This is a genomic window from Streptomyces sp. NPDC006134 (assembly GCF_040628835.1).
GTDB lineage: Bacteria > Actinomycetota > Actinomycetes > Streptomycetales > Streptomycetaceae > Streptomyces.
On the sequence record NZ_JBEXTV010000024.1, the window covers coordinates 33,735 to 59,496 of the forward strand.

Annotated in this window: 21 protein-coding genes and 2 pseudogenes; 7 read left to right on the forward strand and 16 right to left on the reverse strand. The window is 72.3% G+C overall.

Annotated elements, in window-relative coordinates:
* Positions 1 to 51: 51 nt before the first annotated feature.
* From ABZ340_RS17740 to ABZ340_RS17750, 3 genes and pseudogenes are all read right to left on the reverse strand, one after another.
* Positions 52 to 171 (reverse strand): annotated as a pseudogene (locus tag ABZ340_RS17740) (MarR family transcriptional regulator); the annotation flags it as partial.
* Positions 172 to 346: 175 nt separating this feature from the next.
* Positions 347 to 1,125 (reverse strand): annotated as a pseudogene (locus ABZ340_RS17745) (PaaX family transcriptional regulator C-terminal domain-containing protein); the annotation flags it as partial.
* Positions 1,126 to 1,383: 258 nt separating this feature from the next.
* On the reverse strand, positions 1,384 to 2,088 hold the full coding sequence (locus tag ABZ340_RS17750; protein WP_358782684.1) for a TetR/AcrR family transcriptional regulator: 705 nt from the start codon (positions 2,086 to 2,088) through the stop codon (positions 1,384 to 1,386).
* Positions 2,089 to 2,197: 109 nt separating this feature from the next.
* On the opposite strand from ABZ340_RS17750, the gene ABZ340_RS17755 reads away from it, so the two are divergent.
* From ABZ340_RS17755 to ABZ340_RS17770, 4 genes are all read left to right on the forward strand, one after another.
* Positions 2,198 to 3,697 carry an MFS transporter gene (locus tag ABZ340_RS17755; protein ID WP_358782685.1) on the forward strand — a complete coding sequence of 500 codons (1,500 nt, stop codon included), beginning with the start codon at positions 2,198 to 2,200 and terminating at the stop codon, positions 3,695 to 3,697.
* A 255-nt stretch (positions 3,698 to 3,952) separates the two neighbouring features.
* Positions 3,953 to 4,687: a response regulator transcription factor gene (locus ABZ340_RS17760; RefSeq protein WP_358782686.1), complete on the forward strand. Its 735-nt coding sequence runs from the start codon at positions 3,953 to 3,955 to the stop codon at positions 4,685 to 4,687.
* 71 nt (positions 4,688 to 4,758) lie between these two features.
* Positions 4,759 to 6,180: an ATP-binding protein gene (locus ABZ340_RS17765; RefSeq protein ID WP_358782687.1), complete on the forward strand. Its 1,422-nt coding sequence runs from the start codon at positions 4,759 to 4,761 to the stop codon at positions 6,178 to 6,180.
* A gap of 163 nt (positions 6,181 to 6,343) precedes the next feature.
* Complete coding sequence (locus tag ABZ340_RS17770; protein ID WP_358782688.1) at positions 6,344 to 7,228, forward strand: intradiol ring-cleavage dioxygenase; 885 nt, start codon at positions 6,344 to 6,346, stop codon at positions 7,226 to 7,228.
* Between the two features lie 438 nt (positions 7,229 to 7,666).
* Here the strand turns inward: ABZ340_RS17770 and uidA are convergent, their stop codons facing one another.
* The gene (gene uidA, locus ABZ340_RS17775; protein ID WP_358782689.1) at positions 7,667 to 9,457 is read right to left on the reverse strand and encodes a beta-glucuronidase; all 1,791 of its coding nucleotides are present in this window, start codon (positions 9,455 to 9,457) and stop codon (positions 7,667 to 7,669) included.
* A 273-nt stretch (positions 9,458 to 9,730) separates the two neighbouring features.
* Between uidA and ABZ340_RS17780 the strand changes: the two genes are divergently transcribed.
* Complete coding sequence (locus ABZ340_RS17780) at positions 9,731 to 9,877, forward strand: hypothetical protein (RefSeq protein ID WP_358782690.1); 147 nt, start codon at positions 9,731 to 9,733, stop codon at positions 9,875 to 9,877.
* Positions 9,878 to 9,904: 27 nt separating this feature from the next.
* Here the strand turns inward: ABZ340_RS17780 and ABZ340_RS17785 are convergent, their stop codons facing one another.
* Complete coding sequence (locus tag ABZ340_RS17785) at positions 9,905 to 11,902, reverse strand: Tat pathway signal sequence domain protein (protein ID WP_358782691.1); 1,998 nt, start codon at positions 11,900 to 11,902, stop codon at positions 9,905 to 9,907.
* A 33-nt stretch (positions 11,903 to 11,935) separates the two neighbouring features.
* Positions 11,936 to 12,880, reverse strand: coding sequence for an enoyl-CoA hydratase/isomerase family protein (locus ABZ340_RS17790; protein ID WP_358782692.1), 945 nt, complete (start codon positions 12,878 to 12,880; stop codon positions 11,936 to 11,938).
* Between the two features lie 51 nt (positions 12,881 to 12,931).
* Here ABZ340_RS17790 and ABZ340_RS17795 point away from each other — a divergent pair, with 51 nt between their 5' ends.
* Positions 12,932 to 13,954 (forward strand): CoA transferase, encoded by a 1,023-nt coding sequence (locus ABZ340_RS17795; RefSeq protein WP_358782693.1) that lies wholly within the window; start codon positions 12,932 to 12,934, stop codon positions 13,952 to 13,954.
* Entirely contained in the window at positions 13,912 to 15,195 is a 1,284-nt protein-coding gene (locus ABZ340_RS17800; protein ID WP_358782694.1) for an amidohydrolase family protein, read from the forward strand. The genes ABZ340_RS17795 and ABZ340_RS17800 overlap by 43 nt, the downstream gene beginning before the upstream one ends.
* 8 nt (positions 15,196 to 15,203) lie before the next feature.
* Here the strand turns inward: ABZ340_RS17800 and ABZ340_RS17805 are convergent, their stop codons facing one another.
* From ABZ340_RS17805 to ABZ340_RS17850, 10 genes are all read right to left on the reverse strand, one after another.
* Positions 15,204 to 15,974 carry an SDR family oxidoreductase gene (locus ABZ340_RS17805; RefSeq protein ID WP_358782695.1) on the reverse strand — a complete coding sequence of 257 codons (771 nt, stop codon included), beginning with the start codon at positions 15,972 to 15,974 and terminating at the stop codon, positions 15,204 to 15,206.
* Between the two features lie 3 nt (positions 15,975 to 15,977).
* Positions 15,978 to 17,126, reverse strand: coding sequence for an acyl-CoA dehydrogenase family protein (locus tag ABZ340_RS17810; protein WP_358782696.1), 1,149 nt, complete (start codon positions 17,124 to 17,126; stop codon positions 15,978 to 15,980).
* A 14-nt stretch (positions 17,127 to 17,140) separates the two neighbouring features.
* The gene (locus ABZ340_RS17815; RefSeq protein WP_358782697.1) at positions 17,141 to 18,277 is read right to left on the reverse strand and encodes a thiolase family protein; all 1,137 of its coding nucleotides are present in this window, start codon (positions 18,275 to 18,277) and stop codon (positions 17,141 to 17,143) included.
* The gene (locus tag ABZ340_RS17820) at positions 18,274 to 19,086 is read right to left on the reverse strand and encodes an enoyl-CoA hydratase-related protein (protein WP_358782698.1); all 813 of its coding nucleotides are present in this window, start codon (positions 19,084 to 19,086) and stop codon (positions 18,274 to 18,276) included. The genes ABZ340_RS17815 and ABZ340_RS17820 overlap by 4 nt, the downstream gene beginning before the upstream one ends.
* Positions 19,083 to 20,270 carry a CaiB/BaiF CoA-transferase family protein gene (locus ABZ340_RS17825; RefSeq protein WP_358782699.1) on the reverse strand — a complete coding sequence of 396 codons (1,188 nt, stop codon included), beginning with the start codon at positions 20,268 to 20,270 and terminating at the stop codon, positions 19,083 to 19,085. Before ABZ340_RS17825 ends, ABZ340_RS17820 begins: the two co-directional genes overlap by 4 nt.
* Positions 20,267 to 21,853, reverse strand: coding sequence for a FadD3 family acyl-CoA ligase (locus ABZ340_RS17830; RefSeq protein WP_358782700.1), 1,587 nt, complete (start codon positions 21,851 to 21,853; stop codon positions 20,267 to 20,269). The genes ABZ340_RS17825 and ABZ340_RS17830 overlap by 4 nt, the downstream gene beginning before the upstream one ends.
* Positions 21,854 to 21,866: 13 nt before the next feature.
* The gene (locus ABZ340_RS17835; protein ID WP_358782701.1) at positions 21,867 to 23,015 is read right to left on the reverse strand and encodes an acyl-CoA dehydrogenase family protein; all 1,149 of its coding nucleotides are present in this window, start codon (positions 23,013 to 23,015) and stop codon (positions 21,867 to 21,869) included.
* A complete protein-coding gene (locus ABZ340_RS17840) occupies positions 23,012 to 24,049 on the reverse strand; it encodes an acyl-CoA dehydrogenase family protein (protein ID WP_358782702.1) in 1,038 nt (345 codons plus the stop codon). Before ABZ340_RS17840 ends, ABZ340_RS17835 begins: the two co-directional genes overlap by 4 nt.
* A 2-nt stretch (positions 24,050 to 24,051) precedes the next feature.
* Positions 24,052 to 24,852, reverse strand: coding sequence for an enoyl-CoA hydratase/isomerase family protein (locus ABZ340_RS17845; RefSeq protein WP_358782703.1), 801 nt, complete (start codon positions 24,850 to 24,852; stop codon positions 24,052 to 24,054).
* Between the two features lie 114 nt (positions 24,853 to 24,966).
* Positions 24,967 to 25,734, reverse strand: coding sequence for an FCD domain-containing protein (locus ABZ340_RS17850; RefSeq protein ID WP_358782704.1), 768 nt, complete (start codon positions 25,732 to 25,734; stop codon positions 24,967 to 24,969).
* Positions 25,735 to 25,762: the final 28 nt, after the last annotated feature.

A 25,762-nucleotide genomic window follows, 5' to 3' on the forward strand; every position in this document is an offset into this window, starting at 1 on the left:
TGTTGCTGGGGATGCTTCCGGTGGGGCCCACCGGTGAGCCGTGAAGTGTCCCAGTGGGCCGAGGAGTTCGTCGGTCACGTGCTCGATCGACGCGTCGGTGTTCCGTGGGAAGTCGCGTCCTTGGTCCGTGATGGCGGCGATCCTGCTGCGCCGGTCATCCGGAGAGGGTCGGTGAGTTCGCTGATCCGGCCGACCGCGTGGCCGGCCGAGGTTCAGGAGGTGCCGGGCGGCAGGGCAGCCCGCAGCCGACGGCACACCGAGATCGTGGGCGGCGCCAAGCCCGAGGCCGTGCTGCGGAGCCTGGCGTGGTTCTGTGCCGGAGTGTCTGCTGCGCCTGCGCGCCGTTGCGCACCGGCACGAGGTCGAGCAGTCGCCGGGAGGCGTCCTCGGCCAGCGGCGTGAGCTGGGCGTGCACCGCCCGGAACGTCTTCTCGGCCTGCTCGGCCGGCCAGTCTTCCGGCAGGTGCTTGACCGGCAGCCTCGGATCGCGGCGGACGAGCTGCAGCCACTCCGTCTGCATCCGCAGCCGCAGGACCAACGCGTCGTCCGCGTCCGGTGTGCGCTTCTCGTGCGGCTTCCACCGCTTCACGAACACCTCGTAGAGGGTGGCGAGTTCGGACAGCTACCAGGTCTCCTCGATCATCGCGCCGATGTCCGTCCCGACGTCGGCCCGGCCGTGGAACACCTTGACCTGCGCACCCAGATCCAGCTCGGCCAGCCAGGGCGCCACGTCGACCTCGCCGGGCGCGATCCACACCCCGCCGAACAGCGGACCGAAGCCGGACCACGTCAACCGCGAGCGCAGGCCGTGGCGTTGGCGCTGCCATGACTCCGGCAGTGAGAAGGCGAGCAGCGTCCGGGTGCCGTCCCACTGCCGGTTGACCGCACCGGTGTGTCAGATGCGCCGCTCACCGTCGCGCAACACGGCCACGGACCGCTCGGTCAGCCCGAAGTACACCCGCCGCCCTCGCGATGGCGGCGCAGCAGCCCCCTGTTGACCATGCGGGTGAGCGTCGAACGTGTCGCGTGCTCCGAGATCCCGGCCCGTGCGAAGACGTCGACGACACTGCCGGAGTACACGCACACATCCCGCCCGAGCACCTCGTCGCCCAGGAACGTCAGCATCAGGGACTTGGGCCGCAGCGGTTCTTCACCGGTCACGCGGTCCACGGTACCTCTGGAGACCAGCCGGCCGGACGCGGGACGGCCGGCGCGGACGGCGGCCATGGATACCACCCTCGGCACCTGCATCGCTGCCTACGAGCAGTGGCTCACCGACCCGCACGCTGATCCGGCCCCGTTGTCGGACACTGTCCGAAGGCCGTCAGCGCATCCTCGCCGCCGTTGGCCGGTCGGCAGGGACAGAGTGCGGGTATCCCCGCTCTACTCGCCCTCTGTCGACCGTGGCGGGAGGGTCTTGGGCACGGTCTGGTCGAACTCCTCCTGGGTGAGCGCGCGGTGCGGCAGGGGGCTCGGGCCGTGCCTTTGGGTGCGCAGGCCGTCGAGGACGAGGGTGAGGTAGCGCTGCCACAGGTCGGGCGTCACGGCCCGGGTGTGGTGGGCCGCGGCTCCGATCATGAGCTGAAGGAGGGGGAGGTCGGTCGACTCGATGTCGTTGCGGAGCGAGCCCTCCTGTTGCGCGCGGGCGATGAGGGCGCTGAACGCGGGGGTGAGATGGTCCCGTGCGGCGGCGACTCGGTTCTGGCTGTGCGCGCCTTCGAGCAGGATTTCCCTCAGCCCTCGGTCCTCGGCGAAATCCGCGCCGCTGACGGTGAGGAACTGGACCAACCCCTCCCAGGCGTTCTCGTGGGCGAGCGCCTGTTCGGCGAGGGCGACGACGCGCTGGATCTCACTGTCGAAGACGGCTTCGATGAGCGCCTCGCGGTCGGCGAAGCGGCGGTAGACGGTGCCGACGCCGACGCCCGCGTGGTGGGCGATGTCGTCGAGAGTGACCTCCAGCCCTCGGCGGGCGAAGACCTCCTGGGCTGCGGCGATGATGCGCTGCCGGTTGCGTTCCGCGTCGGCCCGCAGGGGGCGGGTCCGAGGCGGGCTTCCGGCGGGCTGAACGGGGGCGGTCCTGCGGCTCATGACCCCACTGTACCCGCTAAGTGGAGATGGTGTCTCCGATTAGTGCTACGGTGGGACGCGTAACTGGAGATACCTTCTCCACTTGCCCTCTCTCGTCTTCGGAGACCTTGTGAGCACCCTTACGACCGATGCCGGCCCCCCGAAGGCCGATCACCGAGCCGCGAATCCGCATCACGGCCGGCGCTGGCTGATCCTCGCCGTCATCGCGGTCGCCCAGCTGATGGTGGTGCTGGACGCCACGATCGTGAACATCGCGCTGCCGTCCGCCCAGCAGGACCTGGGCTTCTCGAACGAGAACCGGCAGTGGATCGTCACCGCCTACTCCCTGGCCTTCGGCAGCCTGCTGCTGCTCGGCGGGCGGATAGCCGACCTCATCGGCCGCAAGATGACCCTGCTGATCGGCCTGGCCGGTTTCGCCGGCGCCTCCGCGCTGGCCGGCGCGGCGACGGGCTTCGGTGTCCTGGTGACCGGGCGCGCGCTGCAGGGCGTCTTCGGCGCCCTGCTGGCGCCGACCGCGCTGGCACTGCTGACCACGACGTTCACCACCGCCAAGGAGCGGGCCAAGGCGTTCGGCATCTTCGGCGCGGTCGCCGGTGCGGGCGGCGGTGTCGGCCTGCTGCTGGGCGGCGTGCTGACCGACGGCCTCAGCTGGCGCTGGTGCCTGTACGTGAACCTCGTCTTCGCCGCCGTCGCCTTCGTCGGCGCGGCGGTGCTGCTGCCGCGCCACCGCCGGGAGCAGGGCGTGAAGATCGACGTGCCCGGCACGATCACGGTGACCGCGGGCCTGTTCGCCCTGGTCTACGGGTGCGCCAACGCGGAGACGGACGGCTGGGGCGCCACGGGCACCTGGGGCTTCCTGGTGGCGGGTGCCGTGCTGATCGCGGTGTTCGCCTGGCTGCAGAGGCGGGTCGCGCACCCGCTGCTGCCGCTGCGCGTCCTCCTGGACCGTGACCGGGGTGGCGCCTCCCTCGGCATCTTCATCTCCGCGGCCGGCATGTTCGGTGTGAACCTGTTCCTCACGTACTACCTCCAGCAGACGCTGCACTACTCGCCGCTGCAGACCGGTCTGGCGTACCTGCCGATGGTCGGCGTGCTCATGGTGGTCTCCACCGTGGCGACCAGCGTCCTGAACGCGCGCTTCGGCCCCAAGCCGATCGTGCCCGTCGGTATGGTTCTGGCGGCGGCCGGTCTTCTCTGGCTCACCGGGCTGGACGCCGGCTCCTCCTACGCCGCGCACGTCCTGCCCCCGCTGCTGCTCTTCGCCGTCGGCCTCGGTCTGGTCCTGCCCCTGTGCATGAGCGCCGCCACCTCGGGCATCGACCCGGCGGACGCCGGAGTCGGCTCGGCGAGCGTCAACACCATGCAGCAGGTCGGCGGGTCCATCGGCACCGCCCTGCTCAGCTCCCTCGCGGCCAGTGCCGCCAGTGACTACGTCGCCGGGAAGAAGCCCACCGCCGAGGTGATCGGCCAGTCCGCCCTGGAGAGCTACTCGACCGCCTACTCGTGGTCCGCCCTCTTCTTCGTCGTCGGAGCGGTCATCTGTGGGCTGCTCTTCCGCCGCGGCGCCCCGAAGGTGGACCCGGACGCCGCCCCCGTCGTCCACATGTGACGCGGCGGCCACCCCGTCCGCCCCCCCGCCGGCGTGACGTCACTTCGCCGACTGGACCTGAGATCGAACGCAGACGTCGTCCAGGTCTCCACGACGGTGGCGGCCGGTGAACGGGGGCAGGCGGTGAAGGCCCTGTGGTGGAGGTGTCGCCGTGCACACGCTGTTGTACGGACGCTGATCCGGGCTTCGTAAGGTATGTCGCTTGCGGGCCAGGTCGCGCAGAGGCTGTCGACGGTCGCAGGAGAGGATGGGGTCATGTCTCAGCGAGGTGCTGTGCGGGGCAGTGCCGTCCGCGTGCTGATAGTCGATGACGAGCCGGAATTGTCGGAGGTGCTGGCTGTCGCTGTCACCCGGGCGGGATGGCAGCCCTTCACCGCGGCGGACGGGCACGGTGCCGTCCGGCTCGCGCGGGAGTGCGACCCGCATGCCGTTGTCCTCGACTGGATGCTGCCCGACCTCGACGGGGTGAGTGTCCTGCGGCGCTTGCGGTACGAGAACGCGGAGCTGCCCGTTCTCATGCTCACCGCCCGGGACGCGCTCGAGTACCGCTTGGAGGGCCTGTCGGCGGGAGCGGACGACTATGTGACCAAGCCCTTCTCCCTGGAGGAGGTGATGCTGCGGCTTCGCGGACTGCTGCGCCGCGCGGGGGCGGGCGCCGAGGAGCCCGCCGCGGACCGGTCCGTGCGGAGGCTGGGGGATCTGGTGCTGTCCGAGCGGACCCGTGAGGTGTGGCGGGGCGGGACTCCGATCACCCTCACGGCCAAGGAGTTCGACCTGCTGTGGTTCCTGATGGGCTCTCCCCGGCAGGTGTTCAGCAAGGCGCAGCTCCTCGTGCACGTCTGGAACAGCTCGTTCGACGGCGAGGGCAATCTGGTCGAGGTGTACATCTACAGCCTGCGCTCGAAGATCGACAAAGGTCGGGCTCCGATGATCCACACGGTGCGTGGAGTCGGCTATGTGATTCGGGAGGCGGACGACCGGCCATGCTGACGCGGCGAGGCAGGTGGGCGAGGGCACGCCGTGGACGCGGCAGATCTCTGCGGACACGTCTGGTCGTCTGCATGGCCGCGCTGCTGGCCGCGGCCGGCGCGGCCATGTCGTTCGCGACGGTGCTGATCCAGAGCGACTATCTGCGCGAAGACCTCGATCAGCGTGTCACCGAAGCCGCCGAACGGCACCAGGCCGCACTGCATCTGCCGACCGGCGGGCTCACGCACCTGGGATTTCTCAGCCTGCCCGGGCAGCCGATCGGGACGCTCGGGGCCAGGGTCGACTCCTCCGGCCGTGTCCCCGCGGCCGGTGTCGTGACCGACGAGGGCCGGCTGCGGGTGCTCTCCGCCGCACAGCGGGCGGCGCTGGGCGGGATCACCGCGGACGGCTCTCTGCAAACCCGTGTGATTCCCGGCCTCGGTGAGTACCGGCTGACCGCGCTGGACGGTGACGGGGTTCTGGTGATCGCCGGGCTCCCCATGGCCGATGTGCAGTGTCTGACCAGCCGTCTGATCGTGGCTGAGGTGGTGATCGCCGGGGCCGGGCTCACGGTGGCGGGGTGCGTTGGCGCGGTCGTGGTGAGGCGTCAGCTGCGCCCCCTCGGCCGGGTCGCCGCGACCGCCGTCGAGGTCGCGCGGGTGCCTCTGGACCGGGGGGAGGTTTCGGGGCTCAGCCGCGTTCCCGAGCGCGACACCGATCCGGCGACGGAGGCCGGTCAGGTCGGCGTCGCGCTCAATCTCCTGATCGAACATGTGGAGAGGTCGCTCGCCGAACGGCAGCGCACCGAGGAGCGCATGCGCCGCTTCCTGGCCGACGCGAGCCATGAGCTCCGTACCCCGTTGGCGTCGATCGCGGGGTACGCGCAGCTCATGACGGGCGGCACCGGGGAACTCGATCCGGAGCTGGCCTGGCGGCGGGTCTCCGCGCAGTCGGCGCGCATGACGGGACTGGTGGAGGACCTGCTCCTCCTCGCTCACCTCGATGAAGGCCGTCCCTTGAGCATGGCCGAGGTGAACGTCGCGACCCTGATCGCCGAGGCCGTCTGGGACGCCCGTGTCGCGGGAGGTGATCACCTGTGGCAAGTGGTCCTGCGCCTGGACGCGTCCGTGAGTGTCACCGGCGACCACGCCCGCCTGCAGCAGGTACTGGCCAATCTGCTGGCCAACGCGCGGGTGCACACGCCGGCCGGGACGAGGGTCACGGTGACCGCGGAGGCGACCGACGCCGAGTGCGTCGTCCGCGTCCACGACGACGGGCCCGGCATCCCCGCGGCGGTCCTGCCGTCGGTGTTCGAACGCTTCACCCGGGCCGACGCCTCCCGGGCCCGCACCGCCGGCCGGGAGGGCGGTACCGGTCTGGGGCTCGCCATCGCCGCCGCGATCGTCAGGGCGCACGGTGGCCGGGTCGAGGCGCGCAGTGAACCGGGCGACACCGAGTTCACCGTGCTGCTGCCGCTGGCCCGGCACGCGCCGCAGGAGAGTCGCGGAAGGTGATCCGGTCCGCACGTTCCGAGCCACAGGTGCGGCACGAGGGCTCGTCGGACCGCTCGGGACGCGCGAGCGTGATCCATTTCAGTTACGCCTCAGGTAGGTCCGTCATAGTGCGCGCCATGGTCGGTCGACGTGGACCAGCCCACGAGGTAGGGAGCAGCGAAGAATGACTCAGGACGGTGCGCGGCACAAGAGGAATGCGTCACGTCGACAGGTGCTCGTCGCCGGAGGGGCGGCGGTCGCCGTGGCCGGCACAGGCGCCGTGCTGGCCTCGAACGCCCTTGCCGACGAGACATCGACCAGTGCGGAGGGGGCGAGGCCCGCAACCGGGGAGACCTGCTACCGGCTGAGCACGGAGGCCATCGAGGGCCCCTACTACATCGACGCGGACATGATCCGCGCTGACGTCACCGAGGGCAAGGAGGGCGTCCCGCTGACCCTCACCATGAAGGTGATCGACGCCGAGACGTGCAAGCCGGTGCGGAACGCGGCGGTCGACATCTGGCACTGCGACGCGCTCGGCGTCTACTCCGGGTACGAGAGCATGGGTTCCGCCCTGCCCCCCGGCATGTCCCCCGAGAACCCGCCCCCGGCCGGCAGTATGCACCTGGAGCCCACCGACAACAAACGCTACCTGCGTGGCACCCTGCGCACCGACCACGCGGGCAAGGTCCGCTTCACCAGCATCTTCCCCGGCTGGTACGAAGGCCGGGCCGCGCACATCCACACCAAGGTGCACGTGGACGGAACATGGACCGAGGGCGGCTACGAGGGCGGCCGCACCTGCCACACCGGCCAGCTCTACTTCGAGGAGGAGGCCGTCCTGGCCGTCGCCGAGACGGAGCCGTACTCGACCAGCACCGTCAAGCGCGTCACCCTCTCCGAGGACACGGTCTACGACGACAGCGGCGCCACGGGCGGCCTGCTCACCCTTCGCTACGACAAGAAGCGGATCACGAAGGGCGTCGCCGCTTCGATCACGGTGGGTGTGAACCCGGAAGCCAGCAACAACGGCGATGTCCCCGGCACTTCGGCCTCGCCGTCGGCGTAGGACGTGCTGCGGCGGGATCGGGCGGGCCGCGTGACCCGCTGACGGACGCCGGGATGCGCAGGGAGCGGGCACAGGAGCCCGGCCGGTCGGGAGCCGTCCGGTTCTCCTGGGCCCGCTCACGCACACGCCTCCAGACCGAGCGGCGATCCGCCGCGCCGAGGTGACGCTTCCGACGTCACGGCGGCCGGCGCCCGCGGCGAGGCCCGCGCCGGGTTTCCGCATGTGTGCCGTGCGCTCGACGTACGCGCCGCTTCCCGGAGGGCGGGCGCCACCGAGACGCAGGCCCCTGATCGTCTCCCGGCGGCCGTCCCCGACACCACTCACCTCAGGTCGGCGCCGGCGTGTTCCACGGCGCCTTCGCCCGCGCCGGACCGGCCGCGCGACACGTCCGCGGGCACGGACCGGCTCCTCTTCGAGCCCTGCCCGCCCCGGACGACATCACGAAGTCCGGGGCTTGCTGCCCTGCAGCAGCTTCCAGCGGGAGCGCAGTGCGTGTGCGGCGGTCTTGGGACGGCGGTCCCGGGTGAAGACGCCCTTCCTGTTGCCGTCGACGCGGTGGATGCCGTTGGAGGTCTGGAAGTCGGCGAAGTTCCACACGTGCTCGCCCACCACGGCGTCGACACTGTCGAAGGCCCGGTGGTTGGCCTCCAGGTACGCGACCTGGTACTCCTCCGTCCACGGCGTGTCCCATACCGAGTGGAGGCCCGGAAGCGCGTCGGCGCCGTACTCGCTCATGAGGATCGGCTTGTCGTACTTCTCCGCCCAGCCGCGCAGCTCCACGCCCATGTACGTCTCCGCGGTGGCGAGGTCTCCCGTGGCGACGTACCAGCCGTAGTAGCGATTGAGGCAGAGGATGTCGAAGAGATCGGCGATGCGGTCGTTCTTGTACGTCGCGAACATCACGGCCGCGTAGCTGACCGGCCGGGTCGGGTCGAGCTCACGGGTGAGTTCGACGAGCGGCTCGAAGTACTCGCGTGCGCCGTCCTCGTGGGAGGAGGGCTCGTTGGCGATGCACCACATCACGACGCTGGGGTGGTTCTTGTCCCGGGCGATCAGTTCGCGGATGGCCTGCGCGTGTGCGGCGCGGGTGTCGTCGTTGAAACTCTCGGGCGAGAACGTGGGCTTGTGCGGCCGTCCGGCCAGCCCTCCTTCGACGGCCAGGTTGAGACCGACGGCCGCCGTCTCGTCGATGACGACGATGCCGTGCCGGTCCGCGAAGTCGAGGACCTCCTCGGCGTAGGGGTAGTGGGAGGTGCGGAAGGAGTTGGCGCCGATCCACTCCATGAGCTGGAAGTCGTGCACGAGGTAGGCGTCGTCGTGGCCCTTGCCGCGCACGGGGGTGTCCTCGTGCTTGCCGAAGCCGGTGAAGTAGAAGGGTTCCCCGTTGATGAGGAACTGCCGGCCGCGGATCTCGACGGTGCGTACACCGAAGGGCTGCGTGTAGGTGTCGGTCACCTGACCGCCGTCGACGATGTCGACGACGAGGTCGTAGAGGTGAGCGGCCCCCGGGCGCCACGGGGTGACGTCGTCGATGCGCAGGGTGCCGTTGGCCCCCTCGGCTGCTGCGACCCGGGAGCCGTCGGCGTCCAGGACCCGCACGCGCACCGTGGCGGACGCGCTGGTCCGCACCGAGTAGTCGACGGTTCCGGTGGCCCCGTCGAGGCCGGTGACCACCGTGACGTCGTCGATGTGGACGGACGGGACGCTGCAGAGCCGCACCGATCGGGCGATACCGGCGTAGTTGTAGAAGTCGTGCAGGTATTTCTGGGTGCGCCGGCCGTCCTGGGCGACGGTGATGGTGCCCGGCGGGATCGTGACGTTCGTCAGCTCGTTGTTGACGCCGACGGTGAGCCGGAACTCCTCACCCGCCTTCACGTGGTCGGTGATGTCCGCCCCGAACGGCGTGTATCCGCCGATGTGTTCCGCGACGAGGTGCTCGTCGACGTACACCTTGCCTTCATGGGTCACGGCGTCGAAGTGCAGGATCACCCGCTCGCCCGCCCAGCCGCGTGGCACACGTGCCGTGCGCTGGTACCACACCCAGCCGACGTGGTCGCGGATCGCGCTGTCGGTGAACAGGTCGTTGTAACTGGCCGGAACGGCTGCTTCGAGTGGCGTGTCGAGCGGACCCGACCAGGGCTGTGGCCCGGCATTCGACGAGGTCGCGAACCGCCACAGGCCGTCGAGGCGCACTAATTCGCGGGTGGCGGTGCAACGAGGTTTCACCATGGACGATCTCCTCCTGAGAACGGTCTGGTGGCCTGCCGGCGCAGCCGAGGCGCGGAGCGCGGCAGTCGGGCGGTGGGGGAGCAGCCGGGGACTCAGTGGCAGTGGCCGAGCGCTTCGGGGAAGGCGGACTCCAAGGCGTCGGCCGTGCCGGAGAACCGGTCGATCACGGTCCGCAGAGTGGTGCCGGCCGTACTTCTGGCGGCGTGGGAGACAGGGATCTGCGGGAGGTGCTCGGCGAAGACGTGCCTCACCCTGTCCCAGACATGCTCGTCTGTGACCAGGACGCGGATCGGTGCCGCCGCCCTCTTCCAGGCCGTGCTCAACGGCTCGCGGATGCAATGGCTGCTCGATCCGCAGATCGACCTCGCCGATGCGCGGAACGCCTTTCTCGAGCTGATCCACGCTTCGGGGAACCCCTGAACGCGGGAGGCCGAGGGCGCGCCCCGGTCAGTCACGCACGACGATTCGGGCCCGGGCCACGTTGTCGACGCGGGCGAACGGTGTCACCGGATCACCGTCGCGCTGGGCCGAGACCCGGACCGCGGCGAAGCGGGTGCCAGGGGTGAGGTAGGTGTGCCGGCGCTCGAGCGTGAGCCGGGAGGCGGGCTCGACGACGTCGTCGATCTCGTACGTACCGTCTCCGTCCGCGTCCCATTGCACCCGCACGATCGGGCCGGCGCCGGGCGGGGCGTCGACGGTCACCGCCAAGGTCACGCTCGTGCCGGTGGGAACGTCCGCACACGTGGCACCGTCGGCGGTGATCCGCACCACCGGCTGGACGCCGCCGCGGTCGGCTGCGGAGTCGGGGACGAGGACCTGTCCGTCCCGGATCTCGTAGCGGGTGCCGGTGGCGGGCGGGATGTCCTTCTCCACCCAGTCCGCGAGGCTGCGCAGCGCCTCGTGCAGGACGCCGAGGTAGCTCACGGAACGGGTCGGGTGTTCCTGCCGTTCGGTGTCGGCGTGCAGCGCGTTGTCGACGTACCAGAGCCGGAAGCGGTCGTCGAGAGCGTCACCGAGATGCTCGGCGGCCTTGTCGCGGTACCAGGCGGCCTGCCAGGGAAAGGCCTCCCGGTCGAGCAGGCAGGACACGACGATCATCTTTCCGGCGAACTCGCCGGTGGGTACGTGGCCCGCCGCCGCGGCGGCGAACAGCGGGGCGAGCAGGAACGGGCGTTGGGGTGGCAGCGGTGCGCCGGTGGCGTCGCGGTACTGGTCCCACGCCGCGTACTCCGGCCCCGGCACCTGGTGGCGGTGGTAGGTCTGGGCCGCGAGGAAGTTGCTGTTGTCCACGCGGACGGTGTCACCCGGTCGCAGACCCGGCGGGACGTGCGGCTCGGCGCCGGGCATGTCGACGACGGCCAGATCGCGCCAGATGCCCTTCAGCCGGAGCCCCGAACCTGCGGCTTCACCGGTGGTGGCGGTCAGTTCCGCGCCTAGTGTCCCGGTGGGCGGCACGCGCGTCAGGCGGAGAGCGACCACGGCGTCCCCACCGCCCCCGGGCCCCTTGAACGCCTCGTCCACGCCACCCCTCACACTCTCGGCGGGGTCGGCGAAGGGGCCGAGGTCGGCAGCGTCACGCCGGCGGAGGACGGCGCTCACCGTGCTGTCGAAACGGACCCGGGCGCGCTGGACCGAGGCGCGCGGATCGGCGCCGAGGTACCCGGGCATGGACCAGAACTCCTCGAAGTACCCGGGGTCCGCCTGGACGAGGTGCGGGTACAGCGTCCCGAAGGCGTGCGTCCCCATGGTGCGGTGCCCGAACCACGAGCGGATCGGGAAGCCCATCCGCGTCACCTCGGTCAGCGCGGCGCTCTCCTCGGGCGCCAGCCCCTGGTGGGGGTCGCCGCTGCCGCCCGGCTCCACCGCGTCCACGATCCGGTCGAACACGTCCCGCAGGACCCGCTGGGCGTGCATCCGCACGGTGAAGACGTTGGGAATGGCCATGGGGCTGCCGGGGACGTAGGGGACGAAGCCGTCCCACACGCCCTCGGTGTGCTCCGCACAGCCCATCGTCCGGAAGGCGCCGCCGCTGCCGCCGTAGAGGTAACCGTAGGGCCGGTGGTCGCCGTACACCTGACGCGCTACCACCCGGGAGTGTGCCGCGGCCGCCGCGTGCGCCCGGTAGCCGGCGATCGTGGGGTCGGTGTGGGAGCCCGGTGTTCCGGAGGGGCCACCGCCGTTCGTCTCCAGGAAGTAGCCACCGGCGCCGAACGCGAAACCGATCTTGTCCTCCTGCCCGTCGGCGGACGGCGCCAGGTGCTCGCTGTCGGGGACGGGAGTGATGTGCTGGTAGAAGCGCCCTTCATAGCTCTCGGGCGGTGGGAAGTACAGGGAGAAGCGGGTGGCGGTGCCCTCGAAACCCCCGTGGACGTAGCGGTGCGGCAGCGGGGTGTCACGGGATTCGTCGATGTCCACGTACGGGCGATCGAAGGGGTGTGCCGTCATGGTCTCGCTTTCTGTGTCGTCGTGGGCGCGATGTCAGTGGCCGCCGTGCGGTCCGTTGCCGGTGATCTCGTCGACCAGGCCCCAGCGCAGTGCCTCGGGTGCGGTGAGCCGGATTCCGGACAGCGCCAGGTAGGCGGTCCGGTGCCGCCCGATGCGTACCGGCAGGCTCGCCGTACCGCCCGCGCCGGGGATCAGGCCCATCTCGATCTCCGGTAGCCGGACGAACGTGTCCGGAGCGGCCGTCACGCGTCCCGCGAACGCCGCGAGTTCGATGCCCGCTCCCACACAGGCGCCGTGCAGCCGGGCGGTCACCTTGGAAGCGCACCTCAGCAGCAGCGCGGCGGGGCTGCGCGCCACCCGCACCCGGTGGGCCTCGGCCGGGTCCCGTGAGGTGCCGAACTCGCCGAGGTCGCCCCCGCTGCAGAACGCGGCGCCCGCACCGCACAGGTCGACCCGGAGGATCGTCGGGTCGGCCACGGCGACCTCCAGGGCCTCGCACAGGGCGTCCCGCGTCGCCGCGTCGAAGGCGTTGCGCACCCAGGGGCGGTTCAGGACGACGGTCAGACGGTCGCCGACGCGGCGCAGCCGTACCGGGGTGGCGGCGGGACGCGGTCTGCGGGGCGGGATCGCGTCCCGCCAGGAGCGGAACTCCGCGCCGCCCTGGAGGGCGGAGTAGGCGAGGGACTCGACCAGGAGCTTCTCGCCCGGTGAGAGTCCCGCTCCCATCCGGAGCACCTGGACCAGGGTCAGGGAGGCCGCGGGGCGCCGACCGACCATGTCGCCGACACGCTCGGCGGCGACCAGCGGTTCGGCGCAGGTCACCCAGGGGCGCGGCGCGCCGGGGTCTGCGGTCAGCACGACGTCGAAGCCGGCCGGGACCGTCGTCGGACGGGTGGCCACGCCCACGAGGACCTGGTCGGTCGAGGGCGGCGGCGGTGCCGAACGGTCGAGATCGACCAGACGGAAGGGCGACTCCATGACGCGGTGAGTGTAATCTGCTGGCAGCCTGGAGAGAAGGGTGTTTTCGCAGTGAAGAATGCCGCTCTCACCGTCAGTGGCGGGATGGCCGCCGTCGGTCCGTGCCTCGCCCCGCTCCGGGCGGTCGTCGCGGACTTCACGGACCGCACCGGTGTCCCCGTCGACCTGCCCACGGTCCTCTTCCTGCGGGCCCGCCTCGCCGGGCTGCCGCCGCCGGACCGGACCTCCGCCGGCGGCTCCTGCCGGCTCCTGGAAACCACCGACGGCTGGGCCGCCGTCAACCTGGCCCGTCCCGACGACCGGGCGTCGCTGCCCGCCCTTCTCGCTCTCCTCGACGCGCGGGACACGACCCTGGCCGGTGCCGCGCGCCGGACCACCGCGCGCCGCCTCGCCGACGCCGCCCAGCGCGTCGGCATCCCCGCCGCCGCGCTCGGCTCGGAGCGGTCCGGCCGGGAACCGGTGCGCGCTCGCCGCCTCGGCGGGCGAAGGACCCGTCCGCCGGCCGTCCCGCGCGTTCTGGACCTGTCCGCCCTGTGGGCCGGACCCCTGTGCGCGCGGCTGCTGGGTTTGGCCGGAGCACACGTGACCAAGGTGGAGAGCACCACCAGACCGGACGGCGCACGGCGAGGGAATCCGGAGTTCTACCGCTGGCTGCACGACGGACACGAGAGCCTGGTGCTGGACTTCTCCCCGGGCGCCCTGGCCGACGTCGTGGACCGTGCGGACATCGTCATCGAGGCCTCGCGGCCCCGGGCGCTGCGGCGACTGGGGGTGCACGCCGAGGAGTTCCTCGCCGCGCGCCCCGGACGGGTCTGGGTCGGTATCACGGGCTACGGCCGCGACGACGACCGGATCGCTTTCGGTGACGACGCGGCGGTGGCCGGCGGTCTGGTCGGCCGCGACCCGCACGGCGACCCGGTGTTCCTCGGCGACGCCCTCGCCGATCCCGTCACCGGCCTGTACGCCGCCCACGCGGTCGTCCGTTCCCTGGCCGCCGGTGGCGGTGAACTGCTGTGCGTGTCCATGGCGGCGTGCGCCGCAGCCCTCGCCGCCTCCCGGACGCCGCCGTGCTGATCAGGAACGTGGAGGTCGAGGGGCGCGCCGGTACGGACCTGCGGATCGGCCCCGACGGGCGGATCCGCGAGATCGGGCCCCGCCTTCCCGGGGAGGCGCACGTCGACGGGCGCGGAGGGGCGTTGCTGCCCGGGCTGCACGACCACCACGTCCACCTGACGGCGCTGGCCGCGGACGCCGCCTCGGTGCGGGTGGGTCCCGCAGACGTACGGGGGCGTGAGGGGCTCGGGGCGGCGCTGCGGAGCGGTCCGCCCGGGCAGTGGGTGCGGGCCACCGGCTACCACGAGAGCGTCGCCGGTGACCTGGACCGCTGGGTGCTGGACACGCTCGTCACCGACCGGCCCGTGCGTGTGCAGCACCGCAGCGGGGCGATGTGGTTCCTGAACACCGCCGCGCTGCGGGCGGCGGGGCTGGGCGGTGACGGCCGGCTGTGGCGGCAGGACGAACGGCTGCGGCGCCTGGTGCCGCCGGTCCGGCTGGAGCTGGAACGCCTCGGCCGGCGGGCCGCGCGGCGCGGCGTCACCGGCTTCACCAACGCCGATCCCCGTCCGGCTCCCGGACTGCGGCGCACCCTGTCGGTACTGCCGCAGCGGCTCACCGTCATGGGCCTCGACTCCCCGGTCAAGATCCTGCTCGACGACGCCACCCTGCCCGCCCCGCACGACCTGGCCGTCCGGATCGGGACGGTACGGCCCCGGCGGGTCGCCGTGCACTGCGTCACCCGCGTGCAGTTGCTCGTCACCCTGCTCGCTCTGGAAGAAGCCGGTCCGGTCGAGGGAGACCGCGTCGAGCACGGGGCGGTGATCCCGGTGGAGACCGTCTCCTGGATCCGGCGGCTGGGTCTGACGGTCGTCACCCAGCCGCACTTCCCGGTGGAGCGGGGCCGTGAGTACGCCGCCGAGGTCCACCCCGACGACCGGGCCCACCTCTACCGGTGCCGGAGCCTGGCCGAGGCGGGCGTCGCGCTGGCCGCGGGGACCGACGCGCCCTTCGGCACCGACGACCCGTGGGCCGTCATGCGGGCCGCCGCGACCAGGGAGGACGGTGAGAGTGTGACCCCCGAGGCGGCCCTGCGGTTCTTCCTCGGCCGTCCCGAACGACCCTCCGTCCCACGCCGGTTGACGGTGGGCGCGCCGGCCGACCTGTGCCTGCTCCACGTACCGCTGCGCGAGGCGCTCGACGCCCTGTCCGCCGAGACCGTACGGGCCGCGTACGTGGCGGGCCGGCCGATCACCTCCTGAACCGGTGCTCAGACGCTGTACCCGCCGTCCACCCCCAGCGCCTGCCCGGTGATGAACCCCGCCCGGTCGGAGGCGAGGAACGCGACCGCCTCCGCGATGTCCCGCGCCTGCCCGAAGCGGCGCAGCGGAATGTTGCGCCGGGTCACGGCGAGGGCGTCCTCGTCCAGCTCACCGGTGCTGATCAGCCGCCCCGCGATGCCGTCGGTGAGCATGCCGGGGGCGACGCAGTTGACGCGCACGCCGTACCGGCCCTCCTCGGCGGCCAGTGCCCGGGCCACCGCCTCGACCGCGCCCTTGGCACCCGAGGACAGTCCGTCGCGGACCGGGTATCGGCGGGTGGCGACCGTCGTCACGGCGACGACGCTGCCCCGGCTCTCCCGCAGCAGCGGCAGGGAGGGGTGGACGAGGTTGAAGAACGCCACCGCGTCGGCCTCCAGTTGCGCCCGGAACCGGGCGGGCGTGACCTTGCTGAGATGCGTCATCGGGACGTGCGGTCCCGCCGCGTAGACGAGGGTGTGCAGGCCGCCGAAGCCGGCCGCGGCCTCCCGCACGGCCCGCGCGGTGCCGTCCTCGTCGGTGAGGTCCAGCCCGATCGCGGCCGCCCGGCGCCCGGCGGCCTCCACCTCGCCGGTGAGCACGTGTGCGGTCTCCTCGTCGGCCCGGTAGGTGAGGACGACGTCACTGCCGCGGGCCGCGAGCGTCCGTACGACCGCCGCGCCGATGCCGCCGGTGCCGCCCGCGACGAACGCGGCACCCGGACGGGACGAGAAATCCTCCATGCCTCACAATCCCAGGGACTTGGCGATGATGACCTTCATGACCTCACTGGTCCCGGCGTAGATCCGGGTGATGCGCGCGTCCGCGTACAGCCGGGCGATCGGATACTCCAGCATGTAGCCGTATCCGCCGAAGAGCTGGAGACACCGGTCGACGGCACGCGCCTGCATCTCGGTGCAGAACAGCTTGACCTTGGCGGCGTCGGCGCCGGAGAGCCGGCCGTCGACCAGTTCGAGCACCGCCCGGTCGAGGACGGCCTGCGCGGCCTCCACCTCGGCGGCGACGGCGGCGAGTTCGAACTTCGTGTTCTGGAACGAGGCGACGGTGGTGCCGAAGACCGTGCGTTCCCGCACGTACGCGACGGTCGTGTCGAGCGCCGCCCGCGCCTGTGCCACGGAGCCCACCGCGACGGTCATCCGCTCCTGCGGCAGGTTGTGCCCGAGGTACGCGAACGCCCGGCCCTCCTCACCGAGCCGGTTGGCGACCGGCACCCGGACGTCGTCGAAGGCCAGCTCCACGGTGTCCTGGGCCTTGATGCCCATCTTGTCCAGCACGCGCCCGCGCGTGAAGCCGGGCATCCCGTCCTCCACCACCAGCAGCGTCAGCCCCGCCCGCCGGTCGCCGGGGTCGTGGGACGTGCGCGCCACCACGATCACCAGATCGGCCAGCAGCCCGCCGGTGATGAAGGTCTTCGCGCCGTTCAGGACGTAGGCGTCCCCGTCGCGGACGGCGGTCGTGCGGATGCCCGCCAGGTCGGAGCCGGTGCCGGGCTCGGTCATCGCGATCGCGGTCAGCAGCGCGCCGGAGGCAAGGCCGGGGAACCAGCGGGCGCGCTGCTCGCGGTCGGCATAGGCCAGGAAGTACGGCAGGACGACGTCGAGCTGGGTGCGGACCGTGCCCAGGGTGACCAGGGCGCGGGCCGCCTCCTCCTGGAGGATCACGTTGTAGCGGTAGTCGGGCTGTCCGCCACCGCCGTACTCCTCGGGTATCGCCATGCCCAGCAGGCCGAGCGAGCCGAGGCGTCCGAAGAACGAGCGGGGCAGCCGCCCGGCCTTCTCCCAGTCGGCGTAGTGCGGCACCACCTCCTTGGCCACGACGTCCCGGACCAGCTCCCGGAAGTCCTCGTGGTCGGTGGTGAAGACGTCTCTGCGCACGGTGACTCCCGTCGTCAGTCGGCGAGTTCCACCACGGTGGCGTTCGCGGTGCCGCCGCCCTCGCACATGGTCTGCAGGCCGAAACGGATCCCGTGCGCGCGCATGTGGTGGATCATCCGGGTCATCAGCACCGCGCCCGACGCCCCCAGCGGATGCCCGAGCGCGATGGCACCACCGAGGGGATTGAGCCGCTCCGCGTCCGCGCCGGTCTCCGCCAGCCAGGCCAGCGGAATCGGCGCGAACGCCTCGTTCACCTCGAACACACCGATCTCGTCGAGGGCGAGGCACGCCTTGCGCAGCACCTTCTCGGTGGCCGGGATCGGCCCGGTGAGCATCAGCACCGGGTCGGATCCGACGACCGCGCCGGCCCGGTAGCGGACCAGCGGAGCGAGCCCCAGCTCCCGCGCCCTCTGCGCCGTCGTGACCAGCAGGGCCGCTGCTCCGTCGGAGATCTGCGAGGCGTTCCCCGCGTGGATCACGCCGTCCTCCTGGAAGGCGGGCTCGAGCCTCGCGAGCGTGTGCACGCTCGTGCCCCGCCGGACCCCCTCGTCGGTGTCGACCCCGGCCACGGGCACGATCTCCGCGTCGAACGCCCCGGCGTCCTGCGCGGCCGCCGCCCGCTCGTGCGAGAGCGCGGCGTACGCGTCGAGCCGCTCCCGCGTGAAGCCCCACTTCCGCGCGATCCGCTCCGCCGAGATCCCCTGGTTGAAGGAGAACCCCTCGTAGCGGTCGAGGACGCGCGGTCCGTACGGCATCCCGCCCGCCTTCGCGGCCCCCAGCGGCACCCGGCTCATCACCTCCACGCCGCCCGCCACGACCACGTCCTGCTGGCCCGACAGGACCGCCTGCACGGCGAAGTCCAGCGCCTGCTGGCCGGACCCGCACGCCCGGTTCACCGTCGTCCCCGGGACGCTCTCCGGCCAGCCCGCCGCCAGCACCGAGTAGCGGCCGATGTTGCTCGACTGGTCGCCGACCTGGGACACACAGCCCCACACCACGTCGTCGACCACGTCCGGGTCGATCCCGGTCCGTTCGGCCAGCGCCTCGAGCACGGTCGCGGACAGGTCCGCGGGGTGGACGCCGGACAGCCCGCCGCCCCGCTTGCCGACCGCGGTACGGACCGCACCGATGATCACCGCTTCCCGAGTCACGTCTCGTCCTCCGATCGTTGGGCCGTCGCAGCGGGCACCGCCCAGCCGCCGGTGAAGTGGGCATCGCGTCGGCCGGCGAAGGCCGCGTACGCCTCCCGCACGTCGGCGGTCGCGAAGTTCACCGCCTGCGCCCGGGCCTCCCCGGCGAGCGCCTCGCGCAGGGTGCGGTCGGCGTTCTCGTTCAGCAGGTGCCTGGTCTGGGCGAGTGCCACGGGAGCGCCGGCCGCCAGACGTGCGGTGATGTCGCCGACGAAGGCGTCCACCTCCTCGGCGTCCACCACCCAGGTCACGAGGTTCAGGGCCCGGGCCTCCTCGGCGTCGATCGTCTCCGCCAGGAGCGCGAGGCGCTTGGCCTGCTGGAGGCCGGCCAGCCGGGGCAGCAGCCAGGAGCCGCCGCAGTCGGGGGACAGCCCCCTGCGCGCGAAGATCTGCGAGAACCTCGCCTCCGGGGTCGCCACGACCAGATCGCACCCCAGGGCGAGGTTCCAGCCCGCGCCCACCGCCACCCCGGTCACCTTGGCGACCGTCGGCACCGGCAGCTCGTGCAGCAGCAGCGTCACCTCGGTCAGTGTGCGCATCCGGTACACCGGGTGGGCGCTGCTGAGGCCCTTGGAGATGTCGGCGCCCGAGCAGAAGGCACCGCCCGCGCCGGTGAGGACGAGTGCGCGCACGCTCCGGTCCCGTCCGGCCTCCTCCAGCGCCGTGCGCAGCGCCTCCCACAGTTCGGCGTCGATGGCGTTCCTGCGGTGCGGGCGGTTCAGCGTCAGGGTCCGTACGCCGTCGGCGTCGTCGGTGAGGAGGACGGTCACCGCAGGGCCCCCTGGGCACGCAGCGCCGCGATCTCCTCGCCCGAGAAGCCGAGTTCGCCGAGCACGGTGTCCGTGTGCTCGCCCAGCGCGGGCACCGCACCCATCGGCGGCTCGTACCCGGCGATGACCGGAGGCGGCAGCAGTGCCGGGACCGGTCCGCCCGGGGTGCCGATCTCCCGCCAGCGGTCACGGGCGGACAACTGCGGATGCGCCAGCACGTCCCGCTGGGTGTTGAAGCGCGCGTTGCCGATCCCGGCGGCGTCCGCGCGGCTCTGGACGTCGGCCAGATCGTGCCGGGCGCACCAGCCGGCGATCTCGGTGTCCAGGACGGCCCGGTGCTCCACGCGTCCGGCGTTCGTGCGGAACCGCTCGTCGTCCGCCAGGTCCGGCCGGCCGAGCAACTCCCGGGCCAGCCGCTGCCACTCGCGGTCGTTGGTGGTGCCCAGAACGACCGTCTGCCCGTCCGCGGTGCGGTAGGCGCCGTAGGGGGACACGGCGGGTGAGCCCATGCCGAGGGGCTGCTGCTCCACGCCCGAGTGCCGGGTGTACGTGAGCGGGTAGCCCATCAGCTCCGTCATCGTGTCGAACAGGCTCACCGCCACCGGGGCGACGGGCCGCCCCCGCCCCTTGCCGTGCAGGAGGGCCAGGACGGCCAGCGCCGCGTACAGGCCGCTGCACACGTCGGCCACCGGCGGCCCCGGCTTGGCCGGTGCCCCCGGGTGCCCGGTCACGGCGCACGCCCCCGACTCGGCCTGGACCAGCAGGTCGTAGGCGCGCTTGTGGGAGAGCGGCCCGCCGGCGCCGTACCCGTCGATCTCCACGGCGATCAGCTCCGGGTGGCGCACCTCCAGGTCCGTGGGGGACAGGCCCAGCTTGGCGGTCGTGCCGGGACTGAGGTTGGAGACCAGCACGTCGGCGCGTTCCAGCAGCCGGTGCAGCACGGCGAGGCCCGGGCCGGTCTTCAGATCCAGCGCCACCGACTCCTTGCCCCGGTTGGCCCACACGAAATGGGCCGCCAGGCCGCCCACCACGTCGTCGTAGTGCCGGGCGAAGTCCCCGCCCCGGGGATTCTCCACCTTGATCACGCGGGCGCCGAAGTCACCGAGGGTGCGGGTGCACATCGGTGCCGACACGGCCTGCTCCAGCGCCACCACGGTGACGCCGGCCAGCGGTCCGTCGCTCATCGGCCTTCTCCCTCCCGGTACCGGGCGCGCAGGTCGTCCTTGAGGACCTTCAGACTTGCGTTGCGGGGCAGCGCGTCCACGAACCGCACGTGCCGGGGCACCTTGAAGTTCGCCATGTGCGCACGCGCCCACGCCACGACGTCCGCCTCGGTGGGGCGGGCGCCCGGCGCGGGGACGACGAAGGCGCAGCCCACCTCGCCCATGCGCGCGTCGGGTACGCCGACGACCGCGACCTCCGCGACGTGCTCGCAGCCGAGCAGGAGCTTCTCGATCTCGGCCGGGTAGGCGTTGAAGCCGCCGACGATGTACATCTCCTTCTTGCGGTCGACGATCACCAGGTTGCCCGCCGGGTCGAGGTGGCCGACGTCACCGGTGTGCAGCCAGCCGTCGCCGTCGATCGCCGCCGCGGTGGCGTCCGGGTCGTCCCAGTAGCCCTGGGTGACGTTGTAGCCGCGTACCAGGATCTCCCCGTCCTCACCCGGCGGCACCTCGTTCCCCGCCGCGTCGGTGAGGCGGACCTCGACGCCGGGGATGGGGCGGCCGGTGGTGCGGGCCACCGTCTCCTCGGTGTCGCCGACGCGGGTGGTGGTCACCAGCGCGGTGGACTCGGTGAGCCCGTAGGCACTCAGCACGATGTCGAAGGACAGATCCCTCTTCATGGCGTGGATCAGGGATTCCGCAATGGTGGAGCCGCCCGTCATGGACACCCGCAGCGACGACAGGTCGCGGTCCGGGCGGTCCGGGTGGTGGAGCAGGTCGTGGAAGATGGTCGGCGGGCCGAGCAGGATGCTGACCCGTTCCCGCTCGATCAGCTCCAGCGCCCGCCCCGCGTCGAAGACGGCCATCGGGAGCACCGTCACGCCGTGCAGGAAGGAGGCGAGCCAGCCCGCCTTGTAGCCGAAGCAGTGGAAGAACGGAGGAATGACCAGGAAGCTGTCCGAGGCGCGGAAGCCGTACGCGCCGGACATCCAGCCGTAGGCGCGCAGGGACTGGCCGTGGGTGAGGACCACGCCCTTGGGGTGGCCGGTGGTGCCGGAGGTGAACATCACGTCGCTCATGTGGTCCGGGGTGAGCCGGTCGATGGCCTCGTGGGCCGTCGCCGGGTCGGTGCCCAGGTCGAGGAACCGGTCCCAGGTCACATCGGCCCGGCCCTGTTCCCCGGGGAGCGAGACGGTGGTGCGCAGTGCGGGCAACCCGGGATCGGCCCGCTCGAGGTCGGCCGTGTAGTCCGTGCCCAGGAAGGACGAGGCGGCGAAGAGGGCGCGGGCTCCGGACGTGCGCAGGATGTAGGACAGCTCCGGGGCCTTGAAACGGGTGTTGAGCGGGACGACGATCCCGCCGGCTCCCTGGATGGCGAGGGCGGCCACGATCCACTCCACCGAGTTCGGGGCGCACAGGCCCACCCGGTCGCCCGGTCCGATGCCGAGGGTCCGCGCCGAGGCGACGGCCCGGAGCATGAGGTCCTCCAGTTCCCGGAAGCTCAGGCGCCGGTCCCCGTCGACGAGGGCGGGGGCGTCGCCGAACCGCCGGGCGGCCGCTCTGACCACGTTCGGGATGCTCTGGAACTCCTGGTCGTGTCGCATGGCGGGACTCCGTTCAGCCACGGCCGTCGGCCGGCAGGCGCAGCAGGCGCTTGGCGATGATGTTCCGCTGGATCTGAGAGGTTCCGCCGTAGACGGACGCCGCCCGGGAATAGAGGTAGTCGCCGAAGATCTCCCCGCCCTCCCCGTGCACTTCCTCGGGGAACACCTTCAGCGCCGTCTCGTACAGGCGCTGCTCGGCGCGGGTCATGAGCAGTTTGTCGATGGAGGACTCCGGGCCCGCCGCCCGGCCGGCCAGGCGTTCGGCGGTCCGGCGACGGGAGTGGGCGACCAGGACCTCGTAGTCGACGACGCACCGACCGATGTCCGTCAGCAGCCCGTCGGGGAGGCCGTCGCGGTGTGCGCGGGCGTGGCGGCGCAGCCGCTCCACCAGCTGCCCGTATCTGGGCAGATGGCCGGTGTCGAGAGCGTTGCGCTCGTACGCCACGGTGGTCATCGCCAGTGCCCAGCCGTCGCCCTCGGCGCCGACCCGCTCCGACTCGGCCAGGCGGACGCCGTCCAGGAACAGCTCGCAGAACTCGTCGTCACCGTTGGCCGCGCGCAGCGGGCGCACCGTCACGCCGGGGCGGTCCAGCGGCAGTACGAACGCGGAGATCGAGGCGTGCGCGGGCGCGTCGGCGCCGGTACGGGCCAGCAGCAGGCAGAGGTCGGAGTACTGGGCGTAACTGGTCCACAGTTTCTGACCGCTGACGGTGTAGTGACCTTCCGGACCGCGGTCGGCGCGGGTGCTCATGCCGGCCAGGTCCGAGCCGGCGCCCGGCTCGCTGAAGCCCTGGCACCAGACGTCGTCGCCCGCGAGCATGCGCGGCAGCAGGCGGCGGCGCTGCGCCTCGGAACCGAACTCCAGCAGGGCGTGGGCGAGATACCCGATGCGCGGCACTCCGGGCGCGCCCCGTGCCCCGAGCTCGTCGCTGACCGCCACCTGGTGCAGGGGGGTGAGTCCGCGTCCGCCGTACTCCCGCGGCACGTCGAGGCCGACCCAGCCGCCGGAGTGCAGCATGCGGTGCCAGCGGTGCAGGTGGACGGGGAGGGGCTCGTCGGCGTCCCGGGGCGGGAGCGGGTGCTCGGCCAGCCAGTCCCGGAGGTCGCGGCGCAGCTGCTCGAGGTCGGCGGGGTCGCCGAAGTCCAGCGGGAGGTCGGTCATCGTGTCGTCTCCGGTTCGGCAGCGACAGCGGGGATGTCTTCGGCCGTGCGGGCGGACGGGCCGTCGGCCGGCGTGGCGGGGCGGGGGTCGGCCAGGGCCGGCAGCAGGTCGGCCGTGGTCGCCAGCAGACCGGCTCCCACGAGGACGCGGCGCAGGTAGAGATGGGCCACGTGCTCCCAGGTCTGGGCGATGCCGCCGAAGACCTGCATGCCCGCGTACACCGCCTCGACGGCGGAGACGTTCACCTCGGCCTTGGCCACGCGAGCCGCCGTCAGCGCCCGGTCGGCGGGCTCGTGGTCCAGACACCAGGCGGCGTAGCGGGTGGCGCTGGTGCACGCCTCGGCCAGCACCCTCGCGTCGGCGAGCAGATGCCGCACCGCCTGGAAGGAGCCGATCGGCCGCCCGTACTGGTGTCGGTCCTGGGCGTAGTCCGTGCTCAGTCCCACGAAGGCGTCCACCGCACCGACCAGTTCGGCGGTCACGACGACCAGGGCGTACGCCTGCCAGCGCCGGCCCGCGTCGGGGGTGAGGTGCCCGAGGACCTTCCCGTCGGCGTCGGGGACCGTGTACACGGCACGCAGGAGGTCGGCGGTGTGTGCGGGCGGGCCCAGGGCGACCTGCCGTACGGTCCCGTCGGGGGCGACGTGCAGCGCGCAGTCGGCCGCCTCGCAGTCCCAGGCGGCCAGGGGTGACGGGGGCGGCCCGGGAAAGCGCAGGTCGCGGCCGAGGGCGATCGTCGGACGGGACGCCGCCGTGGTCCCGAGCAGGCGCAGCAGCTCCGGGGCGAGAAGCGCCGTCCCGAGCAGAGAGGTCGTCAGCGGTTGCCGGCCGTGCTCCTCGGCGAGCAGCGCGCACTCCTGCACCGTCGCGGCGGGCGGCGAGCCGCGGCGCAACTCCGCGAGGCCCAGCTCGTCCAGTGCCCGCTGCGCGGCCCTGCGGCTTCGCGGCTCGGCCTCGTCGGCGCAGCCGACGCGGTGCCGGGCCGCGAACGACCGCAGCATGTCGCGGACCAGGGTGAACTCCTCGGTCTGCATGCTCACTCCTCCTCGGCGACGGCCGGGCGGCGGTGCGTGCGGGAGGCCAGCTCGTTGATGATCCGGATGTGGTCCGGGCTGGTCATCGTCGATCGCTCGGCCAGCAGCGCCGCCTCCATACCGCCCCGGGACACCTGCTCGACCACCGCGGCCAGCGCCGCCTTGGTGGCGCGCAGTGCCTCCGCGGGCTGCGCGGCGAGGCGGTGGGCCAGCGCGAGGGCCTCGGTCATCAGGTCACCGGCTGGAACGCTGCGGTTGGCCAGGCCCAGCCGAACGGCGGTGGCGGCCGGAATGCGGTCGCCGGTGAACAGGTACTCCTTGACCCGCAGCAGACTCGTCAGCAGCGGCCACAGGGTGACCCCGCCGTCGCCCGCCACCAGACCGACCGACACATGGGGGTCGGCGAGGTAGGCGTCATCGGCCATGAGGACCAGGTCGCATCCCAGGGCCAGGCTGCAGCCCAGCCCGACCGCGGGGCCGTTGACCGCCGCGACCACCGGCAGCGGGAAGCGGATCATCTCCGTCTGGATGATGCGGTCGAGCCGGATCGAGCGCTCCCGCAGCTCCGGGTCGTCGTGGTGGCGGAGCAGGTGGCCGAAGTCGCCACCCGCGCTGAACGCCCGCCCCGCTCCGGTCAGGACGACCGCCCGGGCCTTTGCGTCCTCCGCCAGTTCGCGCCACACCTCGGACAACCGGCGGTGCAGCTCCTCCGACACTCCGTTGAGGTGTTCCGGCCGGTTCAGCGTGACGACGCGGACGTCACCATCGGCGGCCACGGTCAGGACGGGGCTCACGTCGCTCATGCCGCGATGGTATTAAAGGTCAGACCGATACTGTCAATGGTGTTGCCGTAATGTGAGAACTTCATTCTCGCCAGGGCGTGGCCACCGAAAACCGTTCCGGCTCCAGGCCGGCCGTCAGGCGCCGGCTTCCGGCAGGTCCAGCCGTTCCCGGTCGTCCACCTCGGCGGCGGCGCGTGCGAAGCCGCACACATGTCGGCTCATCCGCCGGCGCGCCGCCTCCGCGTCGCCCGCCCGGATCGCCTCCGTGATCCGGGCGTGGGTGCGCGCGGTGAGCCGGCGCACCCGGGCGTCCATGAACCGCTCCAGGTCGGTGGAGGCGTGGATCGACGCCGAGAGGGCGTCCAGGAAGCCGATGAGCAGTTCGTTGCCGCCCGCCCTGGCCACGGCGTTGTGCCACTGGATGTTGGCGCGCAGGAAACGCGGGACGTCCTCGCCGGCCCCGATCAGATCCGCGTGGGCGGCGTCCAGGTCCGCCAGATCCCGCTCGGTGCGCCGGCGGGCCGCGAGTGCCGCGCAGGCCGGCTCGATCGCCTCGCGGGTCTCGTGCAGCGCCTCCAGCCGGATCTGCTGCCCCCGGATCACCAGCCGCACGGTGTTCGCCAGGGACTCGCGCCCCGGCCGGTGCACGAAGGCCCCGCCGCCGCGCCCCGGCCGGATCTCCACCAGCCGCTCGACCTCCAGGATGCGCAGCGCCTCCCGCACCGTGGCCCGGCTCAGCCCCGTCTGCTCCACCAGCTGGCGTTCCGGAGGCAGTGCCGTGCCCTCGCCGAACTCCCCGGACAGGATCCGCTCCCGCACCTCGGCCGCCAGCACGTCCGACGCCTTCGGCACGGTGAGCGTCTCGAAACGGGGGACGGGCGAGGTGGATTCGGCGCTGGACACGGTGGGGCCTCTCGTCGGGCGTCCTTCT